The following is a 26,447-nucleotide window of genomic DNA, read 5'->3' as shown; positions in this document are numbered from 1 at the left end:
GGCTCAGCCTCCCCGGCCGACGCGGTTGGTCCGGGTGAGCTGCCAGAGCAGGTAGGGCGCCCCGACGATCCCGGTGACGACGCCGACCGGGAAGACGACGCCGGGCACGGCGAACTGGGCGACGATGTCGGAGACCACGAGGACGAGCGCGCCGCCGAGCGCCGCGGGCACGAGCGCGAGCGAGCCGCGACCGACGAGCCGGCGCGCGACCGGTGCGGCCAGCAGCGCGACGAACGCGATCGGCCCGGCCACGGACACGGCGACCGCGGCGAGCGCCACCCCCACGCCGACGCTGAGGATGCGGGTCTGTTCGGGCCGTACGCCGATGCCCGCGGCCAGGTCGTCGCCGAGTCCGAGCGCGGCGAGCGGCCTCCCGACCAGCAGCGCAGCGGGCACGAGCACGACCGCGGAGACGGCCAGCACGGCCAGGGATGTGCCGTCCACACTGTTCAGGCTGCCGGTGATCCAGACCAACGCCTGCTGCACGTCGCGCAGGTCGGCCCGGGTGAGCACGTACGAGACGATTCCGGCGCAGATCGCGGCGAACCCGATCCCGACCAGGACGAAGCGGTAGCCGCTGACGCCGTTCCGCCAGGCGAGCAGGTAGATGAGCACCGCGGCGACCAGCGTGCCCACGAGCTCGATGCCCGAGAGCGCGAGGCCGGTGATCCCGAACCAGACCAGGGCGATGGCGCCGGTGGCGCTGGCGCTGGTCGTGATCCCGATGATGTCCGGGCTCGCGAGCGGGTTGCGGGCGACCGACTGGAAGAGCGCGCCGGACAGGCCGAGGCACCCGCCGACCAGCACGGCGGCGAGGAGGCGTGGCAGCCGGAGGTCGAGGATGACGAACGAGGTGAGCCGGTCGGCGCGTCCCACCAGGGCGGCGAGCACGTCCGAGGGTGCGACGCCCGCGTCCCCGAGGGTGAGCGACACCGCCGACACCACCGCGACGAGCACGGCGAGCACCAGGGAGACCCGGATCGCCCGGGCGTTGCGGCGGCGCCGGTCGACGGCGACGCTCGACGCCTCCCGGGCGGCCGCAGCCGCGGCGGTCTGCGGGCTCACAGCCCCACCGGCTTCCTGCGCCGCACGAGCGCGATGAACAGCGGCGCCCCGACGAACGCCATGACGATCCCGACCTGTAACTCCCCCGGCGGCGCCACGACACGGCCGATCACGTCGCAGGCGATGAGCAGCGCGGGCGCGATCACTGCGGAGAACGCCAGGATGCGGCGGTAGTCCGCGCCGACCACCCAGCGGGCGGCGTGCGGCACGACCAGCCCGACGAACGCGATCGGGCCGACCGCGGCTGTGGCCGAGCCGCACAGCAGCACGACGGCGACAGCCGACAGCGCCCGCGCGAGCCCGACCCGCTGACCGAGGCCGCGGGCGACGTTGTCGCCCAGCGCGAGACCGTTGAGCAGCCTCCCGAGTGCCAGGGCGAGGACCGCACCGACAGCGAGGGTGGGCAGCACCTGCCAGAGCACGTCGAAGCCGCGCCCGGCCAGCGAGCCGACCTGCCAGAACCGCATCTGGTCGAGCGAGACCCGGCTGGTCAGCATCACCGCGGTGATGACGGAGCCGAGCGCGGCGGAGACCGCGGCTCCGGCGAGCGCCAGCTTGACCGGCGTCGCGCCCTCCCGGCCCACCGCGGAGACCGCGTAGACCAGGCCCGCGGCGAGCGCTGCCCCGGCGAAGGCAAACCACACGTAGCCCGAGGCGGTCGTCACCCCGAGGAACGCGATGGCGACCACGACGGCGAGCGACGCGCCGAAGTTGACACCGAGGATGCCGGGATCGGCCAGCGGGTTACGCGACAGCCCCTGCATCACGGTGCCGGCCAGTCCCAGCGCGAGCCCGGCGGAGAGGCCGAGCAGGGTGCGCGGGAGGCGGCTGCCGACGACCACCAGGGAGTCGGGGTCGCTCGCCGCGTAGTGCGTGAGCGCGTGGAGGACGTCGGCCGGCGCGATCGTCCGCGCCCCGACCATGAGGCTGAGCACGCACACCGCCAGCAGCACGGCGACCGCGACCAGGAAGCCCGTGAGCGTACGCCGGCGCCGCCGGACGTGCGCGAGGACCTCCCCGGCACGCCCGGCGGGCGCGGCGACGACACCGGTGGGCACGGCGCGCTACTTGACCTTCTCGGCCGCGGCGGCGAGCTGCGGCACGTAGCGGTCGAGCATCCACGGGATGCTGAGCACGCTGGGCGCGCTGGTGGCGATCACGAAGGACTCGCCGACGATCGGAGCGAACCGGCCCTCCTTGATCGTCGGCATCGCGGCGACCAGAGGGTCGGCCGTGAACGCGTCGACCGACGACTGCTTGTCGAAGTACATGACGAGCAGGTCGGTGTCGATCTTCGACAGGTTCTCGTAGCTGAGCTGGTAGAAGAAGCTGCCGTCGCCCTTCGAGGAGTCGAGGGAGGCGATGCTCGGCGCGTTCTTCATCCCGAGGTCGTTCAGGAGCTGCACCCGCGGGTCCTCCGCCCGGTAGACGTTGAGCACGCCGGGCTGGTTGGCGGCGGCGTAGAAGAACGTCTTGCCCGTGATCGACGGGTAGTTGTCGGCCAGCGCGGCGACGGACGACTCGGTCTTCTTCACGAGCGCATCCGCCTGCGAGGACATCCCGAGCGCCTTCCCGACGATCGCGGTCTGGTCGCGCCAGCTCGTCGCCCACGGCTTCTCCGGGTACGCGACGACGGGCGCGATCTTGCTGAGCGTGGTGAACCCGGTCTTCGTGAGGCCGGAGTACGGGGCCAGGATGACGTCCGGCTTGGCCTTCACGAACTGCTCGAACGGCACCTCGCCCGAGTCGGCGTCGAGGAGCTGCGGGGTGCTGCCCTTGAGCTGCGTGATCCTGTCGGCGTCCCAGGGGAGGATGCCCTTCGCGTCGCCGCCGTACGTGAACTTCGGCATGGCGACCGGGACGATCCCCAGCGCGAGCGCGATGTCCTGCGCGCCCCAGCCCCAGGTGGCGACGCGCTTGGGCGCGGAGTCGACGGTGGTCTTTCCGAGCGCGCTGTCGATCGTCACCGGGAAGCTGCCGGCCGCCGGCGAGGACGCGGGTTCTTCGGCCTGGCTGCCGGCGGAACAGCCGGTGAGGACCAGAGCGGCCGCGGAGGCGACGGCGGCGAACGACAGGACCAGGCGTGAACGAGCGGAGCGCGACCGGCGGGCGCCGGGGCGTGCGGAAACAGGCATGACTCTCCTCGGGAGGGTGCCACGGGCACGGTGTGGGAAGCGTGCCGACGTGGCACGTTAGGTAAGCCTAACCTAAACCGATGCTTCCTGCTCGCGGATCTCGCCCTGCAGCTCGCGCAGCGTCGAGCGCAGCGCGCGCTCGGCGTCCAGGCCCTGCGCCTTCGCCGACGCGACGATGGCCAGCAGCAGCGGCCCCAGCTCGTCCTCGCTCTCCACCTGCACGCCGCCCGACTCGCTCAGGTCGATGAGCCCGACCTTCTCGGCCCTCCCGAGCAGCTTGTCGGCGAGCGCGAGGGAGGGCATGGCCTGCGGGATGCCGTCCAGCACGCTGGTGCGACCCGGCTTCTCCGCCTTCTTGAGGTCGTCCCAGAACCCGACCACGTCATCCGCGGTCTCGGCGGTGCGGTCGCCGCCGAAGACGTGCGGGTGCCGGCCGACCATCTTGCGGGTCATCTGCTCGGCGACGTCCTGGATGTCGAAGTCCTCGCCCGGGGTGTGCGCTGCGATGTCGGCGTGGAACAGCACCTGGTAGAGCACGTCGCCGAGCTCCTCCAGCATCTCGTCGCGGTTGCCCGTCTCGATCGCCTCGATCAGCTCGTAAGTCTCCTCGATGAGGTACTGAACCAGCGACTCGTGCGTCTGGGCGGCGTCCCACGGACAGCCGCCGGGAGCGCGAAGCTGCGCCATCACGGCGACGAGCTCGTCGAGTCTGGTGGGCGCCGCGTCGGTCATGGGATGCTCCTCCCGTCGGGATGCCCTCATCCTCTCACCGAAGGCGCCCGGTAGACTGAAGCACTGGTGTGCCGGGAAGTCTGGTCGGCGAATTCGTTCTGCGTCTCCCGTTTCCCGTGCGCGCGTCCGCGCGAGATTGGCCACCGATGAGCATCATCCGCTCCGAGCGCACCGCCGCCGGACTCCTGGTGGGCGCCGCCGCACTCGGCCTCCTCCTGGCGAACACCGCGGTCGGGCCCGCGCTGCTCGACCTCCAGCATGCCCACCTCGGCGGCGGCCTCGTGGACCTGAGCGTCGGGCACTGGATCGGCGACGGGCTGCTCGCGGTGTTCTTCTTCATCGTGGCGGTCGAGCTGAAGCACGAGCTGGTCGCCGGCGAGCTGAACTCCTTCGCGAAGGCCGTGCATCCGGCGATCGCGGCGGCGTGCGGGGTGGCGGTGCCGGCACTCATCTACCTCGCCGTCTCGGCCGGCTCCGGCCTGTCGGACGGCTGGCCGATCCCGACCGCGACCGACATCGCCTTCGCGCTCGGCGTGCTCGCGGTGTTCGGGCGCGGGCTGCCGAACCGGCTCCGGGTGTTCCTGCTGGCGCTCGCGGTGCTGGACGACCTGGTCGCCATCCTCATCATCGCCGTGTTCTTCACGTCCAACCCGAACCTGCTGGAGCTCGGCGCGGCAGCGGTCGTGGTCGTCGCGTTCGGCCTGCTCAGCCGGATGCTGCGCGGCAGGCTGCGCTGGCCCATCGGGATTCTCATGGCGCTGCTCGCGGTGCTGACCTGGTGGCTCGTCTACGACTCGGGCGTGCACGCCACCATCGCCGGAGTGGCGCTCGGGCTGGTGATGTCGCGCGCGCCCGGCCGCCGCACCGCCCACGCCCTGGAGCCGTGGTCGAACGGGCTGATCCTGCCGCTGTTCGCGTTCTCGGCCGCGCTGGTCGTCATCCCGTCGGTGTCCCCCGCCGAGCTGTCGCCGGCGTTCTGGGGCGTCCTCGTCGCCCTCCCGGTCGGCAAGCTCGTCGGGATCACGCTCGGCGGCTGGCTCGGGTCGTTCACCCGGCCCAGGGCCGAGCGCTCGCGCATCTCCGTGCTCGGTCTCGTGACGGTCGGAGCGCTGGGGGGCATCGGCTTCACGGTGTCGCTGCTGATGAACGAGCTGGCCTTCGCCGGCTCGGCCACCGTGCGTGCGGAGGGCACGCTCGCGGTGCTGCTGGGCTCGGCGGTGTCGATCGTGCTCTCCGGCGTGCTCGTGACGACGCTCGCGCGCCGCAACCGCCGCCAGCACCCGCGCGCGCTTCGTGCCGAATCGTGACGACCCGCCGCGGGCGACATTCGTGATGAATCGCGCGAGAGCGAGCCGCATTCCCGCGATTCGTGACGAATCGCCGGCGCGATTCGCCGCGGGCGGCGCGGGCGACATTCGTGACGAATCGCGCTAAAGCGCGCCGCATTCGCAACATTCGGCACGAATCGCGGTGGACGCTGGTGTCGGCATTCGTCACGAATCGCGTCAAAGCGCGCGCCATTCGCGACATTCGGGGCGAATGACCGCTGGCGCGAAGCGCGACATTCGGCGCGAACGCGTGGGCGCGTCAGCGCAGCAGCGCGGGGAGCGCGATCGCGGCGACCAGGAGCAGCAGCGTGACGACTCCGATCGCCATGCCTCCCGGGTGGCCGAGGTTGATCGTCACGCCCACGCCGAACCGTTTCGGGACGAAGAGGGCCGGGTCGGCGGAGTTGACGTAGATCAGTCCGCCCTTCCAGTGCCGGTCGTCGTCGCGCGGATCGACGGCGTCGCGGGCTGCGGCCGGGACGGTCGCCGCCCCTCCCCCGGCAGGTACGGCGGATCGGGCGGCGCGCGTGCCGCTGACGAGGCGCGCGGCGTAGACGCCGATCACCACGAAGATCACCACGAGCAGCGCCACGGTGACGATGCCGATCCCGGCGCTCGGCTGGTCCGAGCCGTCGTGCAGCCAGCCGATCACGGACAGCGCGGCGATCGCGGCCGACACGACGAACGCCATCCAGCCGAGCAGCGACTGGGTCAGCTCGGCCTGCAGGGCGGCGATCCGCTCGGCGACTTCCGGAGCGTCTCCGCCGCCGCGCCGCCACGGGACGGTGCGGACGGCGAACGCGATCCCGATCATCAGGGCGAGCACGCCGAACGCGATCAGGAGCGGGCCGAACACGGAGAAGACCGCCTTGTCCTCGAAACGGTTCGGCTGCCCGCTCGCGTCCCAGTGCACCGCGATGGAGGCCGGGAGGCTGTCGTACAGCGCGATGCCGACCGCGGCGGCCGCGAGCAGCAGCACGAGGGCGGCGGCGAACCAGCCGAAGGCGGGCTGCGACCGGGCGCCGGAGTCCGGCGTGACGCTGCCCGAGATCCGCACCGGTACCTCGTCCAGCCAGCCTCCCGCACGCTTGGCCGCCTGGATGCTGCGGCGCGTCAGCACGTAACCGGCGATGGAGCCGACCAGCAGGACCAGCGTCGCCACGAGAGCGGGCGCGGCGGGACCGACCGGGACGACGAGCGCGGCCGCGACCAGCGCGACGACGTACGACACCACGACGACGACGCGGAAGCGCCGGACCGCCGTGACCACGACCGGATCGGTCACCCGGCTGCGCGGCACCAGCACCCCGAGCGGCAGGGTGGTGCGGCTCATCGCCGGCAGCATCAGGAGGATCGCGGCGGTCAGCGTCGTCACGGCGAAGGTGCTCAACAGGACGGCGGTCATGGGGTGTTTCCTTTCTGGTCCCCGGCGGGAGGGGCAGCGGCGGGAGGGGCAGCGGCGGGAGGCGCAGCCGCCTCCTGCTGCTCGCGGGCCTGGTCGAACAACCAGGCGATGGCGGCCGTGCGGGCCTCCAGCTCGGACCGCTCGACCCCGTGCGCGATGCCTTCGGCGATCAGCGAGCTCAGCCGCGCCGACCAGTCCGCGAGGAACCGCTCGTCGGGCGGCCCGCTCCCGGCGTCGCGCGCGATCACCGACCCGGAACGGCGGCTGGTGCGCACGATGCCCTCGTTGCGGAGCGCGTCGTAGGCCTTCACGACCGTGGCGGCGTTGATCCCGAACCGCACGGCGAGCTGCCGCACGGAGACGAGCGCGTCGCCCTCCCGCAGTTCACCGCGGGCCACGGCGTCGATCACGCGGTCGTGGAGTTGCTGGTAGAGCGGCGTCTCCGCCGTGGGATCGAGCTCGATGCGCACGCGACGCCCTCCCATCTGTATCGGTACCCATAGTACAGCCGATACAGCGCTCGGTCCCCACCCCGGACGCCGGACGAGCGGCGACCGTACATCCGGACATGCGGCGCGATCGGGCGCGGGTCTCCGGAGTTACGGACGTCCGCGCGGCGTGTCGGGGGAAGGCTCCGGAGTTGGCGACGACGTCGGCAACTCCGGAGAACCACCCGCGAAACGCCGGAAATCGACCGTAACTCCGGAGATCGCGGCCCGAAGGGACGGGATCTCCGGAGTTACGGTCGAGCAGGATCGACGGGCCGAGTCTCCGGAGTTACGGTCGAGCAGGATCGACGGGCCGAGTCTCCGGAGTTACGGGGGGGGCGGCCCGGCCGGTCAGGCCGCCGGTTCCGAGGCCGGCTCCGGCGCCGGGAACAGGGCGCCGAGCAGCGTCCCCACCCACTCGATCAGGCCGGCGTCGTCGAGCGCCTCCCCGTTCACCCGCGGCAGCGGGACGGTCGCGACCTTGGGCGCCGCGTGGTACTTCGACCCCGGGTACATCCGCTGCAGGCGCACCTGCTTGGAGTCCGGGAGCAGCGCGGGCGCCAGCCGGAGGTTGGAGCCCATCGCGACGACCTCCCCCAGCCCGGCCTTCTGAGCCGCCCGGCGCAGGCGCGAGACCGCGATCAGGTTCACCACCGGCTGCGGAGGCTCGCCGTAGCGGTCGGCCAGCTCCTCCAGCACCAGGTCGATCTGGCCGTCCTTCGCGGCCGGCGAGCTCGCGGTGGACAGCTTCTGGTAGGCCTCCAGCCGGAGCCGCTCACTGTCGACGTACTCCTCGGGGATGTGCGCGTCGACCGGCAGCTCCAGTCGCAGCTCGGTCTGACCTTCGGCGACCTCCCCGCGGAAGGTCGAGACGGCCTCGCCGATCATCCGGAGGTAGAGGTCGAAGCCGACGCCGGCGATGTGGCCGGACTGCTCGCCACCGAGGAGGTTGCCCGCTCCGCGGATCTCCAGGTCCTTGAGCGCGACCTGCATGCCGCTGCCGAGGTCGTTGTTCGCCGCGATCGTGGACAGCCGGTCGTGCGCGGTCTCGCTGAGCGGCTTGTCCTCGTCCCAGAGGAAGTAGGCGTACGCGCGCTCGCGGCCACGTCCGACCCGGCCGCGGAGCTGGTGGAGCTGGCTGAGCCCGTACTTGTCCGCCCGGTCGATGATGATCGTGTTGGCGTTGGAGATGTCGAGGCCCGTCTCGATGATCGTGGTGGAGACCAGCACGTCGAACTTGCGCTCCCAGAAGTCGACCACGACCTGCTCCAGGGCGTGCTCGTTCATCCGGCCGTGCGCGACGGCGATGCGGGCCTCCGGCACGAGCTCGGCCAGCTTGGCCGCGGTCGCGGAGATGGAGCCGACGCGGTTGTGCACGAAGAACACCTGGCCCTCGCGCAGCAGCTCGCGGCGGATCGCCGCGGCGACCTGCCGCTCGGAGTACGGCCCCACAAAGGTGAGGATCGGGTGCCGGTCCTCCGGCGGCGTGGCGAGCGTCGACATCTCGCGGATGCCGGTGACCGCCATCTCCAGCGTGCGCGGGATCGGCGTGGCGCTCATCGCGAGGATGTCGACGTTGGTCTTCAGCTTCTTGAGCTGGTCCTTGTGCTCGACACCGAAGCGCTGCTCCTCGTCGATGATCACCAGGCCGAGGTCTTTGAAGACGACGCCGTCGGCGAGGATGCGGTGGGTGCCGATGACGATGTCCACGGTGCCGTCGGCGAGGCCGCGCAGGGTCTCGCGCGCCTCCTTGTCGGTCTGGAACCGGCTGAGCTGGCGCAGGTGGATGGGGAACCCGGCGAACCGCTCCTGGAACGTCTCGGCGTGCTGCTTCACCAGCAGCGTCGTCGGCACCAGCATGGCGACCTGCTTGCCGTCCTGGATGGCCTTGAACGCCGCGCGGACGGCGATCTCGGTCTTGCCGAAGCCGACGTCGCCCGAGATGAGCCGGTCCATCGGGATCGGCCGCTCCATGTCGGCCTTCACCTCGTCGATGGTCTGGAGCTGGTCGTGCGTCTCCGCGAACGGGAACGCCTCCTCCAGCTCGCGCTGCCACGGAGTGTCGGGCCCGAACGCGTGGCCCTTGCTGGCCATGCGCGCCGAGTAGAGCTTGACCAGCTCCACCGCGATGTCGCGCACCGCCCGGCGGGCACGCCCCTTGGCCGCCGACCAGTCGCTGCCGCCCATCTTGGAGAGCTGCGGAGCCTCGCCGCCGACGTATCGGGTGAGGAGGTCGAGTTGGTCGGTCGGGACGAACAGCTTGTCGCCGGGGTAGCCGCGCTTGGCCGGCGCGTACTCCAGCACCAGGTACTCGCGCTTGGACTTCACCGCGTTGCGGCCGCCGCTGGAGACCTCCCGCTGGGTGAGCTCCACGAACCTCCCGATGCCGTGCGTCTCGTGCACGACGTAGTCGCCGGGCTTCAGCGCCAGCGGGTCGACCACGTTCTTGCGCCGGGTGGCCAGCTTCTTGACCTGGCGCGACTCGTAGCCGACCGAGCGACCGTAGAACTCGCTCTCGCCGATCAGCGCGAGCTTCTCCCCCGGGAACTCGAAGCCGTGCTCGACGTTCGCCCGCAGCAGGTAGGCGATGCCGGGCTCCGGGTCCTCCGGGTACGCGTCGACATGACGCGCGGGGAGCTCCGCGTCGGAGAGCACCTGCGCGGCGCGCTCGACCAGGCCGGCGCCCTCGGCGACGATGGCGACCCGCCAGCCCTCGCGCAGGCGCTGGGCCACGTGCTCGACGGCGCCGGTGACGTTGCCCGCGAAGCTCGGCACGGCCTCCGCGTCGATCCGCACCTGGAGGTACTCCTCGACCTCGCGCTCCAGCACCGGCTCATCGGCCACGTCGGACTGGAAGCCGGAGAACGTCCACCAGGGATGGTCGGGGGCGGTCTGCCCTGGACGGCTGAACTTCACCGAGTCCTTGAGCCGCTGCAGGGTGAGGAAGTCGCCGGCGGCGAGGTCGATCGGGGCGGCGGCGCCCACGGTGGCGGCGCTCCACGCCGCCGAGAGGAACTCGCGGTTCGTCTCGGCGAGGCTGACCGCGCGGGAGGCGACGCGCTCGGGCGAGAGCACGGCGACGGCCGCGCCGGCCGGGAGGTAGTGGGTGAGCGGCACCAGCCGGTCCACGAGGGCGGGAGCGAGCGACTCCATGCCCTCCACCGGGATGCCCTCGGCGATCTTCGCGAGCATCGCGGACAGGCTCGGGAACTCGTGCTCCATCTCGCGCGCGCGCTGTCGCACCGGCTCGCTGAGCAGCAGCTCGCGGCTCGGCGGGAGGGTCACCGCGGGGATCGGTTCGGGCAGCGAGCGCTGGTCGGCGACCGAGAACGCACGGATCTGCTCGACCTCGTCGCCGAAGAAGTCGACGCGGTACGGGTGCTCGGCCGTGGGCGGGAAGACGTCGAGGATGCCGCCGCGCACGGCGAACTCGCCACGCCGGGTGACCATGTCGACGCGGGCGTAGGCCAGGTCCACGAGCTGGAGGGCGAGGCCGCCGAGGTCGAAGCCGCGGCCTCCCGCGTTCAGGTCGATGGTGGCGTAGTCGGTGAGGTTGTCGGCCAGCGGTTGCAGGGCGGCGCGCACCGAGGCGACGAGCACGAACGGATGCGTGGCCTCCCCCGCCTCCTTCGCCGCCGCCCAGTCGGCGAGCCGGCGGAGGGCGAGGAGCCGCTTGCCGACGATCTCGGGGCTGGGGCTGAGCCGTTCGTGCGGCAGCGTCTCCCAGGCCGGGAACTCGACGATCTCCGCGTCCGGGAGAACGCACGGGAGCGCGGCGCGCACCGATTCGGACTCACGACCGGTCGCCGTGATGACGAGCACCGCGTCCGAGGCGCCCGCAGCGGCGCGCTTGCCCACGAGGCCGGCGAGGAGCGGCACCCGGAGGCCGTCGGTGAGGGAGAAATCGGCGTCACGACCCGCATAGGCCAGAGCGTCGGCGAACGTGGAGGCGCGCTGAAGCGCCGCGATCAAGCCCTGCAGTATCACTCGCCAAAGTCTACGCGGGGGTACCGACAGGTCTACGCGCGGCCGCCGACAGCCCGGCGGGGGTCGGGGGCGGAGGCTGCGACGGGGACGAGCTCGCCGCCGTCGCCGAGGGCCGACCAGCGCGCCGGCTCGACGGTCGCGGCGGCCGCCGTCGCGCCGCGGAGGACGCGACTGCTCAGCAGGAAACCGCCGTGCGACGGGCGCAGCGCATCCGACGCCGCGAGGACGTCCAGTTCGGCGAAGTCCCCCAGCCGAGCGACCCCCGCCTTCACGCACGCCTCCTTGGCCGTCCATGCCAGCCGGAATGCGCACGCAGGGTCCTCCGCCGAGGCCAGCAGCGCGCGCTCGGCGCCGGTGAGCACCCCGGGCAGGTTCACCTCGCGCTCCGCCTCGACGTCCACACCGAGGCGCGCCTGCGACACCGCCGCCGCGACCCAGCCGTGCGCGTGCGACCAGCTCACGTGCAGGCCGCCGACCGGCCGCGGGAGGCCGTGCGCGCCGCCGCAGACCTCGCAGCGCTGCCGGAGGTCGGCGGCCACGACCTCCTCCGCGCCCGCGGCACGGAGCACGTGCGCGGCGAGCAGGCGCGCGGCTGTGAAGTCGTCCCGGTCCGCGGGCCGCCGCAGCGCGTCCCGCCGAGACTCGGCGGAACGACCCAGTGGGCCGGGCGGCAGAACGGCCAGCGCGTGCCGCGTCGTGGCGACGACGACGATGCTCTGCTCCATCCGCTCAGGCTAGCGGCGTCAGATCCAGCCTTCGAGGGCCTCCATGAAGCCGTCGTGGTCGTCGCGGTTGATGACGTGGCCGCTGCCCTTCACCACGCGCACGTCGAACCCGGTGTCGCGCAGACGCTCGGCGATCTCCGGCTTCACCAGGTAGGAGTTGTCGGCGAGCATGACCATCGACGGCACCGACATGCGCTCGGGCGCGCGCATCACGCTCGGCGCCAGCACCGCGGGGATGGCCGCGCGGTCGAACGACTTGAACGTCTCGACCTCGATCGCGACGTCCGCCGGGTCCCAGCGCGGGTTCCGCTTGGCGATGCGCGCGGCGGACTGCCGCGCCAGCGTCTTCAGGAAGGCCGGCGCGAGCATGAGCTGGAACCAGTTGGCCGCCGGGCAGGAGAACGCCGGGTCGACGTAGACGGCGCGCTCGGGGTGCAGCCGGTCGACGGCGAGGCTCACGGTGAGGCCGCCGAGCGAGTGGCCCATCACGAGCTCGGGGGCGTACGGGACGGTGTCGACGATGTCCTCCGCCATCAGCTCGGCGGTGTACTCCTCGGTGCGCGGGCTGTGGCCGTGGCCGCGGAGGTCGACGGCGACCACGTGGTAACCGCGCTCGGCGAGCACGGGGCCGACGCGTCGCCAATTGCGCGAGTCCGACATGACGCCGTGGACGAGGACCGCGTACCGGTCTCCTGCGCCCCACTCGCGCGTAAACAACTTCATGATCCGGGACGGTACCGTGTCGCCCTGGGGCGGCGCCGCACGTCAGCTACGCTCTGGCTGAACGTCCGGCGTGAGTCGCCGGAGAGGGGACACCAGATGAGCTTCCAGCCGCAGCCGGTCTACGGGCCGCCTCCTGGCTACTACGCCGCGCCGCCCGCCGAGCCCCGTCCGCGCACGCTCGGCGCCTTCTCGATGGGGATCGCACTCGGCGTCTTCGTGCTGTCGGTGGTCGCCTCGACCTACGTCGGCATGAGCGCGGGGTCGCTGACGCACGGCATGGCGAGCTCCTCCGCGAGCGGCTCGCACCTCTCGTCCGCGCAGCTCGCGGCGTTCGGGCCGGTCGGCATCGTGACGGCGGCGCAGGTGATCTTCGGGACGATTCTCGGCATCCTCGCGCTCGTGCTGGGGATCGTGGCGGTCGCGACCAAGCGCGGTCGCGCGTTCGGCGTCGTCGGGATCGCCGCGGCGGCCGCGGCGCCGGTCGTGTCGTTCATCGTCTACACCACCACGCTGGCCGCGTCCGTCCCGCACGCCTGACACCACCGCCGGGTGCGGGGCGCTCAGCGCTCGGTGTGGAAGCGGTTCTGCGCGGCTGTGAGGCCCTCCGCGGCGATCTTCTCGACGGCGTCGGCCGCGTCGGAGACCAGGATCGGGAGGTTCTTGCGCTCCTCCGCGCTGAACCCGGCCAGCACGTGGTCGGCCGCGGCGCGCGATCCGGGCGGCCGGCCGACGCCGACGCGCACCCGGGTGAAGTCGCCGGTGCCGGTGGCGGCGATGACGTCGCGGACGCCGTTGTGGCCGCCGTGACCGCCGCCGAACTTCAGCTTGAGGGTGTCGAACGGGATGTCGAGCTCGTCCTGCACCACGATCAGGTGCGACGGGTCGAGCGAGTAGAAGCGCAGGAGCTGCGACACCGGGCCACCGGACACGTTCATGAACGTGTTCGGCTTGGCCAGGATGAACCGCGGGCCGCCGGGGGCGAGGCGCCCCTCGGCGACCGTGGCGTTCGTCTTGTGGGTCTTGAAGGTGAGACGGCCGCGCGAGGCGAGCTCGTCCAGCACCATCTGGCCCACGTTGTGACGCGTGGCGGCGTAGCCGGGCCCGGGGTTACCGAGCCCGACCACGAGCCAGGGGCCCTCTGAAGAGAGAGGACTGGGCATCGGGAGTGATTACTCCGCGGACTCTTCGGCGGCCTCTTCTGCAGCGGCGGCCTCCTCGGCGGCGGCCTCCTCGGCCTCCACCTCCTCGTCCGAGCGCACGGCGGCCGGGACGACGATGTTGAGGATCAGCAGGTCCTCGTCCTCGGCGAGCACGGCGCCCGTCGGGAGGGCGAAGTCCTTGGCGTGGTACTGGGTACCCTCCTCGGCGTCGGTCACGTCGATGACGATGCGCTCCGGGATGTGGGTGGCCTCGACCTCGAGCTTGATGGTCGGGATGTCGAGCACCGCGATGGTGCCGGAGAACGGCTCGCCCTCGACGTGCACGGGGACCTCGACCTGGACCTTCTCGCCACGGCGGACGATGAGGAGGTCGAGGTGCTCGATGATCTGCAGCACCGGGTCCTTCTGGACGTCCTTCACGAGGGTGAGCTGGCTCTTCCCGTCGATGTCGAGGTCGAGCACCGCGTTGGCCTTGCGCAGCAGCAGGCCGACCTGGTGGGCCGGGACGGTGATGTGCACGGGCTCGGTGCCGTGGCCGTAGATGACCGCGGGGATCTTGCCCGCGGCGCGGATCTTGCGGGCAGCGCCCTTGCCGAAGCTGTCGCGGACCTCCGCGACGACCTTGTTGGACTCGTCAGCCATGATGTCTCCTTGCCGGCGGTGCCGGCTGTCAGGCGAGCCGGGGGCTCGCAGTATGGGGTGTTCGACTCGAGCGCATCGAAGTGCGCGAGGAAAGACTGCGTAGCCTGCTCCACCGCGTCGATTACGGACGCATGACGCGTCCCTCGCCGAAGTTCAGTGACCCATACTACCGGACGGCGGCGCGCACGTCCTCTACGATGGCCGCCACGAGCTCGGCGGGCGGCGCGGCGACGTCGAGCCGCACGCCCTCCTCGTCCAGCTGGAGGGGCTCCAGCGTCGCGAGCTGCGAGTCGAGCAGGGAGGCCGGCATGAAGTGGCCGGGGCGGATCATCCGCTCGGCGAGCAGGTCGTGGCCGCCGTCCAGCTCGGCGAAGAACACGCCGGGCGCCTCCGCCCGGATCAGGTCGCGGTACGCCCGCTTCAGCGCCGAGCACGCCACGACCATCCCGGCCGGCCCCGCCTCGGCGAGGGTGCGCCCGACCGCACGGAGCCAGGGCTCGCGGTCGTCGTCGGTGAGCGGGATGCCCTGTCGCATCTTCTCGACGTTCGCGGCCGGATGGAGGTCGTCGCCGTCCACGAACCCGGCCCCGAGCGCCTCGGCGACGAGCGCGCCCACGGTCGACTTGCCCGAGCCGGACACGCCCATCACGACGACCCTGACTGCCAATGCCACTCCCCTGTTCTTCCTCTCCCATTCTCCAGCCGCTGCGCTCACCAGTCGTGCATGGAGCCGTCGAGGAGGCGGTTCACCGGGAGATAGGCGGCCTCGTAGGGGAAGGACTGCGCGACGACGTCGTCGTAGTCGACGCCGAGGCCGGGCTGGTCGCCGGGCTTCAGCATGCCCTCCTCGAACGTGTACGTCGTCCGGAACACCTCGTGGGTGTCCGGGCTGTGCTTCATGTACTCCTGGATGCCGAAGTTCGGGATGGCGATGCCGAGGTGGATGGCCGCCGCGAGCCCGACCGGGGAGACGTCCGTCGGGCCGTGCACACCGGACTTGATCTGATAGACGGCCGCGTAGTCGAAGATTCGGCGCAGGCCGGTGATCCCGCCGGCGTGCGTGACGGGGCTGCGGACGTAGTCGATGAGCTGCTCCTCGAACAGCTCGCGGTAGTCCCAGATCGTGTTGAACACCTCGCCGATCGCCAACGGCGTGGTCGTGTGCTCACGCACCCGCCGCAGCACCGCCTGGTTCTCGGCCGGGGTCACGTCCTCCAGCCAGAACAGGTCGTACGGCTCCAGCGACTTGCCCAGCTTCGCCGCCTGGATCGGCGTCAGCCGGTGGTGCGCGTCGTGCAACAGCGGCAGCTCCGGACCGAACTCGTTCCGCACCGCCTCGAACACCGTGGGCGCGTGCCGGAGGTAGGCGCGGGTGTCCCAGCTCTCCTCCACCGGCACGGCGCTGCGGCGGGCGGGCTCGTAGTCGTAACGGGCGTCGGAACCGGTGCCGGCTCCCGCGGCGGCGTTCTTGCTCGACGCGACGCCGTACACCGACGGCAGGCCCGGGATGCCGGTCTGCACGCGCACGGCGCGGTAGCCCTCCTCCAGGTGCTCGTTGATCGAGTCGAACAGCTCGGGGAGCTCCGCGCCCGAGGCGTGGCCGTAGACCAGGAGGCCGTCGCGGCTGCGCCCGCCGAGGAGCTGGTAGAGCGGCAGGCCCGCGACCTTGGCCTTGATGTCCCAGAGCGCGGTGTCCACGGCGGCGATGGAGGCCATCGTCACCGGCCCACGTCGCCAGTAGGCGCCGCGGTACAGGTACTGCCAGGTGTCCTCGATGCGGTGCGCGTCCCGGCCGATCAGCAGCGGGACGACGTGCTCGCTCAGGTAGGCGGCGACCGCGAGCTCCCGGCCGTTCAGGGTCGCGTCGCCGAGGCCGGTCACGCCGTCCTCCGTCGTGATCCGCAGGGTCACGAAGTTGCGACCCGGGCTGGAGACCAGGACCTCTGCTGCGGTGATTCTCATGCGTGTGCTCCTTGGTGCGTGGCGGGCTCGCTCGCGGCGATGCGTTCGGCGAGCGGGTCGATCAGGTCGGTGAGGTCGGGGGCGAGCGCGGCCAGCACGGCGGCGGCCCGCTCGCGCGGGGTGTGCGCGTCGCGCAGCGCCGCGACGACGGCCTCGGCGCCCGGGTCGCGGACGTCGGGCCCGGCGAGGTGACGGCTCCAGGCCGCGAGCACGCCGAGCTGCGCGGCGCCGGGCTCCCGCCCCGAGGCGAGCCGTGCCCGCAGCGGGTCGAGGATGCGCGGGCCGAGCTTCTGCGAGCCGTCCGACGCGATCTGCGCCAGGCGGTGCTCGATGCGCGCGTTGCCGAAGCGCGAGCGCAGGGCGGCGAGCGCGTCGTCCACGGTGGCGGCGTCGAAGGGCAGCTCGGTGCGCTGCTCGCTCCAGAGCCGCTCCAGCTCGGCCGACAGCGCCGGGTCGGCGACGGCGTCCGCGACCGTGCGGTGGCCCGCGGCGAGGCCGTGATAGGCGAGCAGGGAGTGTCCGGCGTTGAGGAGCCAGAGCTTGCGGCGCTCGTACGGGGCGATGTCGTCCACGAACTGCGCACCCGCGGCCTCCCAGGCCGGCCGGCCCGCGGGGAAGTTGCCCGCGAGCACCCACTCCGCGAACGGCTCGGTCACCACCGGGGCCGCATCCGCGAGGCCGGTGAGACGCAGGGCGGCCTCCCGGTCGGCGTCGGTCGTCGCCGGCGTGATGCGGTCGACCATCGAGGAGACGAAGGAGACCTCGCTGCGGATCCACGCGTCCAGCTCCGAACCGGGCTCGGTGAGCGCCAGCACGGCGTCGCGGATCACGGCGCCGTTGTCCGGGAGGTTGTCGCAGCTGACGACGGCGATGCCGCCCGCGCCCCCCTCGAACCGCGCCCGCAGGCCGTCGAGCACGCGCGCCGGGGCGGCCGACCCCGGCCGGTAGCCGGCCTCCGTCACGGTGAGCGTCAGCACGCCCACCTCCGGATCGGCGAGCACTCGCCGCCAGGCGGCCGTGTCGGCGCCGTCGTGGACGCTGCTCAGCGCCTCCACCACGGTCGCACTGTCGCCGTTCGGCCCGCGCTCGATGAGGGTGTAGACCGCGTCCTGTGCGGCGAGCACGCGCGCGGCGTCGGGACTCCGGCCGGTGAAGGCCGCGATCCCCCAGCCGGCGGCGTCGATGTCCGTGGCGTGAGTCGCCTCGTTGGCCCGCTGCGTGTACCAGGCCTGGTGCGCGCGGTGGAACGCGCCCAGCCCCAGGTGCGCCACCCGGACGGGGTGGCGCACCTGACGGGCCGAGGCGATGGAGGGGGCGTCGGTCATGCCGGCACCGCGTCGCGCGTGCGCGCCGCCACGTCGCGGAGGTAGGCCAGGTTCTCGCGGGTGCGCTGCTCCAGCGGAACCGCGGTGGAGAAGTCCTCGCAGGTCACCCACCCGTCATAGCCGAACTCGTGCAGCGCGCGGAAGTAGGCGTCCACGTCTCCGGAGCCCTCGCGCAGCGGCGCCCAGTCGTGCCGCCAGCGCACCGTGCCGTCGGCCTCCGGCTCGCCCGGCAGCCACGCGACGTTCTTGACGTGCACGTGCGCGAGGTAGGGGCCGAGGAGCTGGAGGGCGGAGAGCGTGCGCTCCTGGCCCTCGATCAGCAGGTTGCCGAGGTCGTGGATGACGCCGACCGCCTCCGGGTCGAGGCCGTCGAGCAGCCGGAACGCGGCGGAGGCCGACGGCGTGATGGTCTCGTGGTGCAGCTCCACCAGCGCCTTCACGCCGAGCGAGGCGGCGACGGAGGCGGCACGCTCCATGTCGGCGCGGGCTGCGGTGAACAGCTCGCGGTAGTCGCCGAGGTCGGAGCGCGGCATCGTGACGCGCACCTGGCGCGCGCCGAGCTCAGCGGTGGCCGCGAGCATCCGGTCGACGTTCGCGTGGTCGCCGCAACCGGCGTAGCCGCCGATGCCGGAGAACTCCAGCCCGGCCTCCCGGGTCAGCCGGGCGATCTCGGGGAGGGACTCCTCGAGCCCGGTCAGCGGCCAGGTCGCGCGGTTTCCCGCCCAGAAGCCCGGCTCGTCCGCCGGCTGCTGGTCGACCACGCGCCACTCGATGCCGTCCCAGCCCTGGGCCGCGATGGTGCGCGCGGCCTCCTCGGGCGTCCAGTCCGGGGTGGAGGCGGTGAACACGGAGAACTTCATGCGCGCACCCCCGTCGTGACCTCGACGTCGTCGAGCGAGCCGTCGAGCACGTCGTCCAGCAGCACCGGGCGGCCGAGCGTGGCCGACAGGTACACGGCGCGGACGACCGCGAGGGAGAGGAACGCGTCCGCGACGGTCACGCCGGGGGCACGGTGCTCGCGGATGGCGTCCACGATGTCCTCGTACTGCCGGAAGTGCCCGATGACGAACTGCTCCGGGCCGCGGTCCCCGCCGCGCAGGTCGCTCGCCGGCACCAGGTCGGCGGCGCGGTTGCCCTCGGCGTCGGCCGTGCCGAAGTACTCGAGCTGGTCGTCGTCGATGATCGCCGAGCCGCGGTCGCCGTGCACCTGCAGGCGCACGGACAGGCCGGGGTAGGCGGCGGTCGTCGCGTGCAGCACGGCGAGCGCGCCGGACTCGAAGCGGATGGTCGCCACGGCGATGTCCTCGACCTCCACGCGCTCGTGGGCGAGCAGGGCGGTGCGGGCGTCGATCTCGACGGGACGGCCGAGGAACCAGACCAGCAGGTCGACGGTGTGGACGCCCTGGTTCATCACCGCTCCCCCGCCGTCGAGCTCCCAGGTGCCGCGCCACTGCCCGGAGTCGTAGTACTCCTGGCTGCGCCACCAGGCGACGGAGGCGAGCCCGCTGGTCAGCCGGCCGAAGGCGCCGGAGTGCGCGGCGTCGGCGACGACGACGGACGCCGGGTCGAAGCGGTGCTGGCTGATCACCGAGACGACGAGACCGTTCTGCTCGGCACGACGCGAGAGCTCGAGGATCTCCCGGGCGCGGGGCAGCGAGACGTCGAGCGGCTTCTCGATGACGACGTGCTTCCCGGCGGCCAGGGCCTCCTCGGCGAGCACGACGTGGAGGCCGCTCGGCGTGCAGATGACGACGACGTCGATGTCGGCTCCGGCGAGCGCCGCGTTCAGCGACGCGAACTCCGGGATGCGGGCGGCGCCGTACTCGGAGACGAGCTGGTCGGCGAGCGCCGTCGCGGCCGCCGGGATCGCGTCGACCAGCGCCGACAGCGCCAGTCCGGGATGCCGGAGGATCGCGCGGGCGTGGTTGAGGCCGATGATGCCGCAGCCGACGATGGCGACGTTCAGGGTGGTGGGTTCGGTGTTCATGCGAGGGTGACTCCGATCTGGTCGGTGAGGCGGCGGAGGGCGCGGCCGGCGACGCCGAACGCCGCTGGCCCCGAGAAGCCGCCGAGGGCGTTGACGTCGGTGAGGTGGGGTTCGAGGGAGGCGAAGCCGGTGTAGCCGTCGTCGCGGAGCGCGGTGAGGGTCTCCAGCAGCTGGCCGTTGCCCTCCCCCGCCGGCGTGACCTCGGAGGTCGCCGCGCGGGCGTCCTTCACCTGCAGGTACTCCAGGTGCGGCCGCAGCAGGGCGTAGCCGTCGTCGAACGGCTGCGCGACGCCGACCTGGACGAAGTTGGCGCTGTCCCAGGCGAGCTTCAGCGCCGGCGACCCGACCGACTCCACGATGTCGAGGCAGCGCTCGGGGGTGTCGCCGTAGATGTCTTTCTCGTTCTCGTGCAGCAGCACGACCCCGGCGGCCTCCGCGGCGTCGGCGAGGGCGCGCATGCGCTCCAGCACGTCGTCGCGGATGTCCTCCGCCGGCACGCCCTCGGCGCGATAGAACGAGAACAGCCGGATGTAGCCGGCGTCGAGGCGCTTCGCCGCGGCGATCGCACGCCCCAGCCGCTCCACCTCGTGCTCCACCGGCAGCGAGATGTCGACCTTGCCGATCGGCGAGGCGATCGCCGACACGCGCATCCCGCGCTCGGCGAGGATGCCGGCGAGCCGGTCGAGCTGTTCGTCGTCGAGGTCCACGATGTTGACGCCCCACGCGCTGCGCACCTCGATGTGGTTGGCGCCCAGCGCTTGCAGGACCGCGATCTGCACGACCGGGTCGGGGTCGATCTCGTCGCCGAACCCGGACAGCGCCCAGGTGGGTTGCGTGGAATCAGTCACTCTCAGTCACTCTCTCTCGCTTCTTCTTTTTGTCACTTAACGCCGCCGGCGGTCAGCCCGCCGACGAGGTAGCGCTGGAACACCAGGTAGAGGGCCACGACCGGCACGGCGCAGATCAGCGACGCCGCCATCATCTGCCCGTAGAGCGGCAACGCTCCACCCTCCTGCGCCACGGTGAACACCTGGAGCGCGACCGCGGCGGTGCGCGTGTCGGGGTTCGTCATCACCGAAGCGAACAGCACGTCGTTCCAGCCGAGCAGGAAGGCGAAGATGCCGGCGACGACCACGCCGGGCCAGCTCAGCGGGAGGACGATCCTGGTCAGGATGCGCCACGACGAGGCTCCGTCGATGCGGGCCGCCTCCTCCAGCTCGCGCGGGAGTCCGCGCAGATAGGTGACCATGACCCAGGTCGAGAACGGCAGCGCGAACGTCAGATAGGTGACGAACAGCGACCACCGGGTGCCGATGATCGGGATGCCGAGGGCGCTGGAGGCCGACGAGAACAGCACGAACACCGGCAGCAGCATGAGCGTCCCCGGGATCGACTGCAGTCCCAGCAGCCCGCGCAGGAACGTGAGCCGCCCGCGGAACGCGAACCGCACCAGCACGTACGCGGTGGCCACCGAGAGGAAGGCGCAGACGATCGCGACGCCGCCGGCGACGATCACGCTGTTCATCAGGCCGTTGCCGAGCGCGACCGTCGACCATACCTTGACGTAGTTGTCGAGGTTGAACGAGCTCGGGAAGAACTCGCCGCTCGCGACGCCGATGTCGGAGTTCACCGACGCCAGCAGCACGTACACGATGGGCAGCAGCGCGACGCAGAGCAGGAGGGCGATGATGACCGCCTGCAGCGGACGCGGCAGCAGCCGGTAGACATCTCCCGTGCCGCGGCGGCCTACGGGGCGGACGGTGGGGGCGGAGGCGGTCATGCCGTCTTCTCCTTCCGGTCGTCGCCGGTGTCGAGCCGGACGGCACGCAGGTAGACGAACAGCGGGATCGCGATGAGGATCAGCGAGAACACCGCCATCGCGGCGCTCAGCCCGAAGCGGAAGCTCTGGAAGCTGGTCACGTACGTCAGCACCGGCAGCACGTTGACCGCCTGCGGCGCCGGAACCCCGAAGAGCACGAACGGCAGTGTGAAGCCGTTGATGTTGTGCAGCAGCGAGATGATGAGCGCCAGCGCGATCGGCCCGCGCAGGTGCGGCAGGATGACGTAGCGCAGCTTCGCCCACCAGCCCGCACCGTCGATGGCGGCGGCCTCGTGGACCTCGTTCTCGATCGACTGGAGGCCGGCGAGCACCAGCAGGTAGAAGAACGGCCAGGACGACCAGATCTGCACGCCGACGAGCGTCCAGTAGCTGAGCGGCCCGTTGAGCCAGAGCCCGGTGTGGATGCCGAGGTTGGTGAGGACGGTGTCCACGATCCCGTGCGGCTGCAGCATGGTGTGCCAGAAGGTGCCGACGACGAAGCCGGGGAGCACGTACGGCACGAGGAACAGCGAGCGCACCAGTGCGCGGCCGCGGAAGGCGTTCTGCGTCGCGAGTGCGGCCGCGACGCCGATCGGCAGGGTCACGACGGCCGCGATCACGGCGAACGAGACGCTGATCCAGATCGACTGCAGCAGCGAGGAGGAGGTGATCGCCTCGATGTAGTTCCCGAGGCCGATGAACGGCGCCGAGACCCAGTCGCGCAGCGTGTACATGTCGAGGTCGAGCGTCGAGATGACGAGCGCGAACACGAACGGGACGATGATGACCAGCAGCATGAGGATGCCGCCGGGTAGCAGCAGCCAGAGCGGCCGGTTGCGCTGTTGCACGGTGCGGCGGCCTCGGCGGGGCGCCCCGCCCGTCCGCGGAGGGGTCGCCTCCGCGGACGGGCGGGCGCTCGCGGGCGGAGCCGCGGTGTCGGTGGACATGACGATCGGCCCGCTACTTCTTGGCCTTGTCCAGCGAGCTCTGAGCCGTCGACTGCGCGGTCTTCAGCAACTGCGACAGCTCGGAGCTGCTGACCGACCCGTTCGACAGGTTCGGGATCGACTGCACGACCACGTTGGTCAGGGCGAGCTGGGTGTCTCCCCAGGCGCCGCTGAACGGAGTGGCCACCGACTTGTTGATCGCGTCGACGACCGGGGCGATGATCGGCTTCGACTTCTGCAGGTCGGCCGCGGCCTGGGCGTTCGACGGCAGATCGCCCAGGAGCGAGAACTCCTTGGTCTGCATGTCGGCGCGGGTGACCATGTTGATGTAGGCGAAGGCCAGGTCCTGGTTCTTCGAGTACGAGGCGACCACGAGGTTGTCACCGGAAACGATGCTCGCCGCGGGCTTGCCGCTGGACGGGTTGGACGTCTTGCCCGGCGCCACGGTCGGCATCAGCGCGTAGGCGTACTTGCCGGCCACGGCGGACTTGTCCAGTGTCTCCATCGAGCTGGCCGACACCATCGGCAGGTACGCGGCCTTGCCCGCCGCGAACGCGGCGACGGCCTGCGGGTTCTTCCAGCCGACCGCGGCCGGGTCGACCGCCTTCTGCTCGGTGAGCCAGCCGAAGTAGGTCTGGTAGGCCTTCTCGGTGGTGGGGTCGTCGAGCCGCGCCTTGCCGGACTTCAGGTCGAGGATCGGGTTGCCCGCCTGGACGGACATCGCCCAGATGAACTTCCACGGGTCGTAGTTGTCGGCGTAGCCGGCCGCGACGCCGTAGACGCCTCCAGTCGTGAGCTTCTTGGCCTGGCTGGCGAAGTCGTCCCAGGTGGTGGCGGGCTTGTCGATGCCGGCGGCCTTCAGCAGGTCCTTGTTGTACGCCATCACGAACGGGCGCTGCGCGAGCGGCACCGCGATCTGGTTCTTCGCGTCCGGACCGGACATGCCGAGTGCCGCGGGGACGAAGCGGTCGCGGCCGCCGACCTTGGTCCAGTCGGCGTCGGTGAGCTTGACGAACGCGCCGGTGGCGTAAGCGGTCGGCGTGAACGTGGTGCCGAGGGCGTAGACGTCCGGGCCCTGCCCGGAGACGACCGAGGTCTGGATCTTGGTGAGCTCGTCGTTGCTGCTGGCGAAGGTGTCGAACGCCAGGGTCGCCCCGGTCTCCTTCTTGAACTGGGCGCTGAGCTCCGAGAACCACTCCTTCTGCTGCTGCGGATAGAGCCCGCTGGTCCCGGTGTAGACGGTGAGGGTACGGCCCTTGCCGTCGACGGCCGTGGACGTGGAACTGGCGTTCGAACCGCTGCCGGAGGACGAGCATCCGGTCAGGGCGAGGCCGAGGGCGGCCAGGCCGGCGATCGCGCCGAGCGCGAAACGTGATCTCATTCGTGACTCTCCTTTGAGGACGGGATCCGGTGGATCGTGTCCCCCGAACACGGTGCGAGCCGGAGGACTGCCGCCGAGCCTAGGCACTCCGGCAACACGACTGCAACCGATTGCCAAAAATTGCCATCGTGTGCTGTGATGGGCGCATGAGCCCTCAGCTTCGCGGGTATCCCGACGGTACGGACCGCCCGGCCACCCTCGCCGACGTGGCCGCCGCCAGCGGCGTCGCCACCTCCACGGCCTCCCGTGCCCTCGCCAACCCCGGCCGCGTGAACGCGATCACGCGCGAGCGCATCGAGCGGGCCGCCCGCGAGCTCAACTACATCCCCAACTCCCAGGCCAGGGCGCTCACCAGCGGCCGGACCCGGTGCATCGCGGTGCTGGTCTCCGACGTCACGAACCCGTTCTACTTCGGCATCATCCGGGGCACGCAGCAGCAGCTCAAAGCCGCCGGCTACACGCAGCTCCTGGTCGACACCGAGGAGTCCGACGAGCTGGAGGACGGGATGCTGCACAAGCTCCGGCCCTCGTTCGACGGCGCCATCCTGGCCGCCTCCCGCCTCACCGACCGGCGGCTGACGGCGCTCGCCGCGGACGTGCCGCTCGTCGCGATCAACCGGCAGACCCGCGGGGTCGCCAACGTCTTCATCGACACCCCCAACGGTGTCGAGCAGGCGGTCGGGCACCTGGCCTCGCTCGGGCACCGTTCGATCGTCTACGCCTCGGGACCGGAGACCTCCTGGTCGAACGAGCGCCGCTGGCGCGCCCTGGTCCGCACCGCGGAGCGCTACGACGTCCAAGCCCTCCGGCTCGGCCCGTTCTCCCCGCGCCAGTACGCGGGCGCGGCCGCCGCCGACGCCGTGCTGCACGCGGGCGCGACCGCGTGCATCGCGTTCAACGACCTCCTCGCGATCGGGATGCTGGCCCGGTTCCGCGAGCGCGGCGTCGACGTCCCCGGCGACGTCTCGCTGGTCGGCTGCGACGACATCTTCGGCGCCGACTTCTGCAACCCGCCCCTGACCACGCTCACCGCGCCGATCGAGCAGGCCGGCCGCACCGCGGTCGCCATGCTGCTCGCCCGGCTGGACGACAGCGGCGCGCCGGTCAGCCGCCAGGGGGCGACGCTCCCCACGCACCTGACGGTCAGGGCCTCCACGGGGCCCGCGGCCGTCGCTTCGCACCCCACCGCACCGAACGCACCGACGAAAGGACGCGGATGACCGCGCTCGCCCCGCACCCCGACCGGCTGTTCCCCGCCGACCCCGCCGAGCGCGACCTGGCCAGGCGGCTGCACGCCGCCGTGGCCGACGCGCCCATCTACTCTCCGCACGGCCACGTGCCGGCGGCGATGCTGGCCGAAGACCAGCCGTTCCCCGACCCGGCGGCGCTGCTGATCACGCCGGACCACTACGTGACACGGATGCTGCACGCGGTGGGCGTACCGCTCGGCGAGCTCGGCCTCGCCCGCGACGGCGTGCCCTCCCCTGCCACCGGTCGCTCGATCTGGCGCCGGCTGTGCGAGCACTGGGACGTCTTCCTCGGCACGCCGGTGCGGTTCTGGTTCGAGTCGGAGTTCAGCGAGGTGTTCGGGCTGACCGAGCAGCCGTCGGCGCAGAACGCCGACGCGCTCTATGACCAGCTCTCCGCCACCCTCGCGTCGCCGGAGTTCCGTCCGCGCGCGTTGTTCGACCGGTTCCGCATCGCGGTCCTTGCGACCACCGACGACCCGGCCGACGATCTGGAGGCGCACGCCCGCCTGGCGGCGGACCCGACCTTCACCGGCCGGGTAGTCCCGACCTTCCGCGCCGACCGGTACATGCACCCCGACGAGGCGGGCTGGACCGGCCGGCTCGACCGCCTGGCCGCCCGCGCCGACGTCGACACGACGAGCTACGCGGGGCTCCTGGAGGCCCTCCGCGTCCGCCGCGCCGCGTTCGCCGCGGCCGGTGGCACCGCGACCGACACGGGCGTGATCGACACGGGCAGCGAGCCGCTGGAGGAGGCGGAGGCCTCCCGCATCCACCGCGCCGCGCTCAACGGCTCGGTGACCGCCGCCGAGGCAGTCGCCTACCGGCGCAACATGCTCTACCGGCTGGCGGAGATGGCGGCCGACGACGGCCTGGTCATGCAGCTCCACCCCGGCGTGCACCGCAACCACCACCGGCCGACCTTCGAGGCTTACGGCCCCGACACCGGACACGACCTGCCCGCCGTCGGGTCGTTCACCGAGCCGCTCACACCGATCCTGCGCGACTTCGGTACGAACCCGACCTTCCGGATCGTGCTCTTCACCGTGGACGAGACCACCTTCTCGCGTGAGATCGCCCCGCTCGCCGGCTTCTACCCATCGGTCTACGCGGGCGCGCCGTGGTGGTTCCTCGACACCCCAGCGGCGATCCTCCGCTACCGCCGGGCGATCACGGACAGCGCCGGCTTCACCAAGACCAGCGGCTTCATCGACGACACCCGAGCGTTCTGCTCGATCCCGGCCCGGCACGACATGTCGCGCCGCGTGGACGCGTCGTTCCTGGCCTCCCTCGTCGTCACGCACCAGCTCGCCGAGGAGGACGCGTTCGCCGTCGCGCACCGGCTGGTGGACGAGATCCCCCGCACCACGTTCCGGCTCGGCTGAGCGG

The 26,447-nt window shown here is 71.9% G+C and carries 24 protein-coding genes; 4 read left to right on the top strand and 20 right to left on the bottom strand.

The genetic code is table 11. The features are described 5' to 3' along the window. Nucleotides 1–3 precede the first annotated feature (3 nt). From ABIA36_RS12300 to ABIA36_RS12285, 4 genes are all read right to left on the bottom strand, one after another. Nucleotides 4–1,065, bottom strand: a complete 1,062-nt coding sequence (locus ABIA36_RS12300; RefSeq protein WP_369962683.1) for a FecCD family ABC transporter permease — start codon at nt 1,063–1,065, stop codon at nt 4–6. Then, on the bottom strand, nt 1,062–2,123 hold the full coding sequence (locus tag ABIA36_RS12295) for a FecCD family ABC transporter permease (RefSeq protein ID WP_369962682.1): 1,062 nt from the start codon (nt 2,121–2,123) through the stop codon (nt 1,062–1,064). Before ABIA36_RS12295 ends, ABIA36_RS12300 begins: the two co-directional genes overlap by 4 nt. A gap of 6 nt (nt 2,124–2,129) precedes the next feature. Beyond that, nucleotides 2,130–3,200, bottom strand: a complete 1,071-nt coding sequence (locus ABIA36_RS12290; RefSeq protein ID WP_369962681.1) for an iron-siderophore ABC transporter substrate-binding protein — start codon at nt 3,198–3,200, stop codon at nt 2,130–2,132. A 72-nt stretch (nt 3,201–3,272) separates the two neighbouring features. Further along, nucleotides 3,273–3,932, bottom strand: a complete 660-nt coding sequence (locus ABIA36_RS12285; protein ID WP_369962680.1) for a MazG family protein — start codon at nt 3,930–3,932, stop codon at nt 3,273–3,275. 146 nt (nt 3,933–4,078) lie between these two features. Between ABIA36_RS12285 and ABIA36_RS12280 the strand changes: the two genes are divergently transcribed. Then, nucleotides 4,079–5,239: a Na+/H+ antiporter NhaA gene (locus ABIA36_RS12280; RefSeq protein WP_369962679.1), complete on the top strand. Its 1,161-nt coding sequence runs from the start codon at nt 4,079–4,081 to the stop codon at nt 5,237–5,239. Between the two features lie 280 nt (nt 5,240–5,519). Here the strand turns inward: ABIA36_RS12280 and ABIA36_RS12275 are convergent, their stop codons facing one another. From ABIA36_RS12275 to ABIA36_RS12255, 5 genes are all read right to left on the bottom strand, one after another. Then, nucleotides 5,520–6,665 (bottom strand): DUF1648 domain-containing protein, encoded by a 1,146-nt coding sequence (locus ABIA36_RS12275; RefSeq protein WP_369962677.1) that lies wholly within the window; start codon nt 6,663–6,665, stop codon nt 5,520–5,522. Then, nucleotides 6,662–7,135, bottom strand: coding sequence for a GntR family transcriptional regulator (locus ABIA36_RS12270; RefSeq protein ID WP_369962676.1), 474 nt, complete (start codon nt 7,133–7,135; stop codon nt 6,662–6,664). The genes ABIA36_RS12275 and ABIA36_RS12270 overlap by 4 nt, the downstream gene beginning before the upstream one ends. A gap of 369 nt (nt 7,136–7,504) precedes the next feature. Further along, complete coding sequence (gene mfd, locus ABIA36_RS12265; protein WP_369962675.1) at nt 7,505–11,140, bottom strand: transcription-repair coupling factor; 3,636 nt, start codon at nt 11,138–11,140, stop codon at nt 7,505–7,507. Between the two features lie 32 nt (nt 11,141–11,172). Continuing rightward, on the bottom strand, nt 11,173–11,865 hold the full coding sequence (locus tag ABIA36_RS12260; protein ID WP_369962674.1) for a 4'-phosphopantetheinyl transferase superfamily protein: 693 nt from the start codon (nt 11,863–11,865) through the stop codon (nt 11,173–11,175). 18 nt (nt 11,866–11,883) lie between these two features. Beyond that, nucleotides 11,884–12,588 (bottom strand): alpha/beta fold hydrolase, encoded by a 705-nt coding sequence (locus tag ABIA36_RS12255; RefSeq protein WP_369962673.1) that lies wholly within the window; start codon nt 12,586–12,588, stop codon nt 11,884–11,886. Nucleotides 12,589–12,684: 96 nt separating this feature from the next. Between ABIA36_RS12255 and ABIA36_RS12250 the strand changes: the two genes are divergently transcribed. Beyond that, a complete protein-coding gene (locus ABIA36_RS12250) occupies nt 12,685–13,125 on the top strand; it encodes a hypothetical protein (RefSeq protein WP_369962672.1) in 441 nt (146 codons plus the stop codon). Nucleotides 13,126–13,148: 23 nt separating this feature from the next. Here ABIA36_RS12250 and pth read toward each other — a convergent pair whose 3' ends face one another. The 11 genes from pth to ABIA36_RS12195 form a co-directional block, all read right to left on the bottom strand. Further along, the gene (pth, locus tag ABIA36_RS12245; RefSeq protein ID WP_369962671.1) at nt 13,149–13,748 is read right to left on the bottom strand and encodes an aminoacyl-tRNA hydrolase; all 600 of its coding nucleotides are present in this window, start codon (nt 13,746–13,748) and stop codon (nt 13,149–13,151) included. Nucleotides 13,749–13,757: 9 nt separating this feature from the next. Then, the gene (locus tag ABIA36_RS12240) at nt 13,758–14,390 is read right to left on the bottom strand and encodes a 50S ribosomal protein L25/general stress protein Ctc (protein ID WP_369962670.1); all 633 of its coding nucleotides are present in this window, start codon (nt 14,388–14,390) and stop codon (nt 13,758–13,760) included. A 166-nt stretch (nt 14,391–14,556) separates the two neighbouring features. Then, nucleotides 14,557–15,063, bottom strand: coding sequence for a gluconokinase (locus ABIA36_RS12235; RefSeq protein WP_369962669.1), 507 nt, complete (start codon nt 15,061–15,063; stop codon nt 14,557–14,559). 38 nt (nt 15,064–15,101) lie between these two features. Continuing rightward, entirely contained in the window at nt 15,102–16,352 is a 1,251-nt protein-coding gene (gene manD, locus ABIA36_RS12230) for a D-mannonate dehydratase ManD (RefSeq protein ID WP_369962668.1), read from the bottom strand. Then, nucleotides 16,349–17,677: a mannitol dehydrogenase family protein gene (locus ABIA36_RS12225; protein ID WP_369962667.1), complete on the bottom strand. Its 1,329-nt coding sequence runs from the start codon at nt 17,675–17,677 to the stop codon at nt 16,349–16,351. Before ABIA36_RS12225 ends, manD begins: the two co-directional genes overlap by 4 nt. Continuing rightward, nucleotides 17,674–18,537, bottom strand: coding sequence for a sugar phosphate isomerase/epimerase family protein (locus ABIA36_RS12220; RefSeq protein WP_369962666.1), 864 nt, complete (start codon nt 18,535–18,537; stop codon nt 17,674–17,676). Before ABIA36_RS12220 ends, ABIA36_RS12225 begins: the two co-directional genes overlap by 4 nt. Then, nucleotides 18,534–19,664, bottom strand: a complete 1,131-nt coding sequence (locus ABIA36_RS12215) for a Gfo/Idh/MocA family protein (protein WP_369962665.1) — start codon at nt 19,662–19,664, stop codon at nt 18,534–18,536. Before ABIA36_RS12215 ends, ABIA36_RS12220 begins: the two co-directional genes overlap by 4 nt. Beyond that, nucleotides 19,661–20,512 carry a sugar phosphate isomerase/epimerase family protein gene (locus ABIA36_RS12210; protein ID WP_369962664.1) on the bottom strand — a complete coding sequence of 284 codons (852 nt, stop codon included), beginning with the start codon at nt 20,510–20,512 and terminating at the stop codon, nt 19,661–19,663. The genes ABIA36_RS12215 and ABIA36_RS12210 overlap by 4 nt, the downstream gene beginning before the upstream one ends. A gap of 32 nt (nt 20,513–20,544) precedes the next feature. Continuing rightward, a complete protein-coding gene (locus ABIA36_RS12205; protein ID WP_369962663.1) occupies nt 20,545–21,444 on the bottom strand; it encodes a carbohydrate ABC transporter permease in 900 nt (299 codons plus the stop codon). Continuing rightward, entirely contained in the window at nt 21,441–22,430 is a 990-nt protein-coding gene (locus tag ABIA36_RS12200; protein WP_369962662.1) for a carbohydrate ABC transporter permease, read from the bottom strand. Before ABIA36_RS12200 ends, ABIA36_RS12205 begins: the two co-directional genes overlap by 4 nt. 13 nt (nt 22,431–22,443) lie before the next feature. Continuing rightward, nucleotides 22,444–23,811: an ABC transporter substrate-binding protein gene (locus ABIA36_RS12195; protein ID WP_369962661.1), complete on the bottom strand. Its 1,368-nt coding sequence runs from the start codon at nt 23,809–23,811 to the stop codon at nt 22,444–22,446. 146 nt (nt 23,812–23,957) lie between these two features. Here ABIA36_RS12195 and ABIA36_RS12190 point away from each other — a divergent pair, with 146 nt between their 5' ends. Together ABIA36_RS12190 and uxaC are read left to right on the top strand one after the other, a co-directional pair. Then, entirely contained in the window at nt 23,958–25,031 is a 1,074-nt protein-coding gene (locus ABIA36_RS12190) for a LacI family DNA-binding transcriptional regulator (RefSeq protein ID WP_369962660.1), read from the top strand. Beyond that, nucleotides 25,028–26,443, top strand: a complete 1,416-nt coding sequence (gene uxaC, locus ABIA36_RS12185; protein WP_369962659.1) for a glucuronate isomerase — start codon at nt 25,028–25,030, stop codon at nt 26,441–26,443. The genes ABIA36_RS12190 and uxaC overlap by 4 nt, the downstream gene beginning before the upstream one ends. Nucleotides 26,444–26,447 lie beyond the last annotated feature (4 nt).

This window comes from Leifsonia sp. EB34, assembly GCF_041260585.1.
GTDB lineage: Bacteria > Actinomycetota > Actinomycetes > Actinomycetales > Microbacteriaceae > Leifsonia.
Note: the sequence above shows the minus strand (reverse complement) of the source record. Positions and strands in the feature narration are given on the sequence as shown.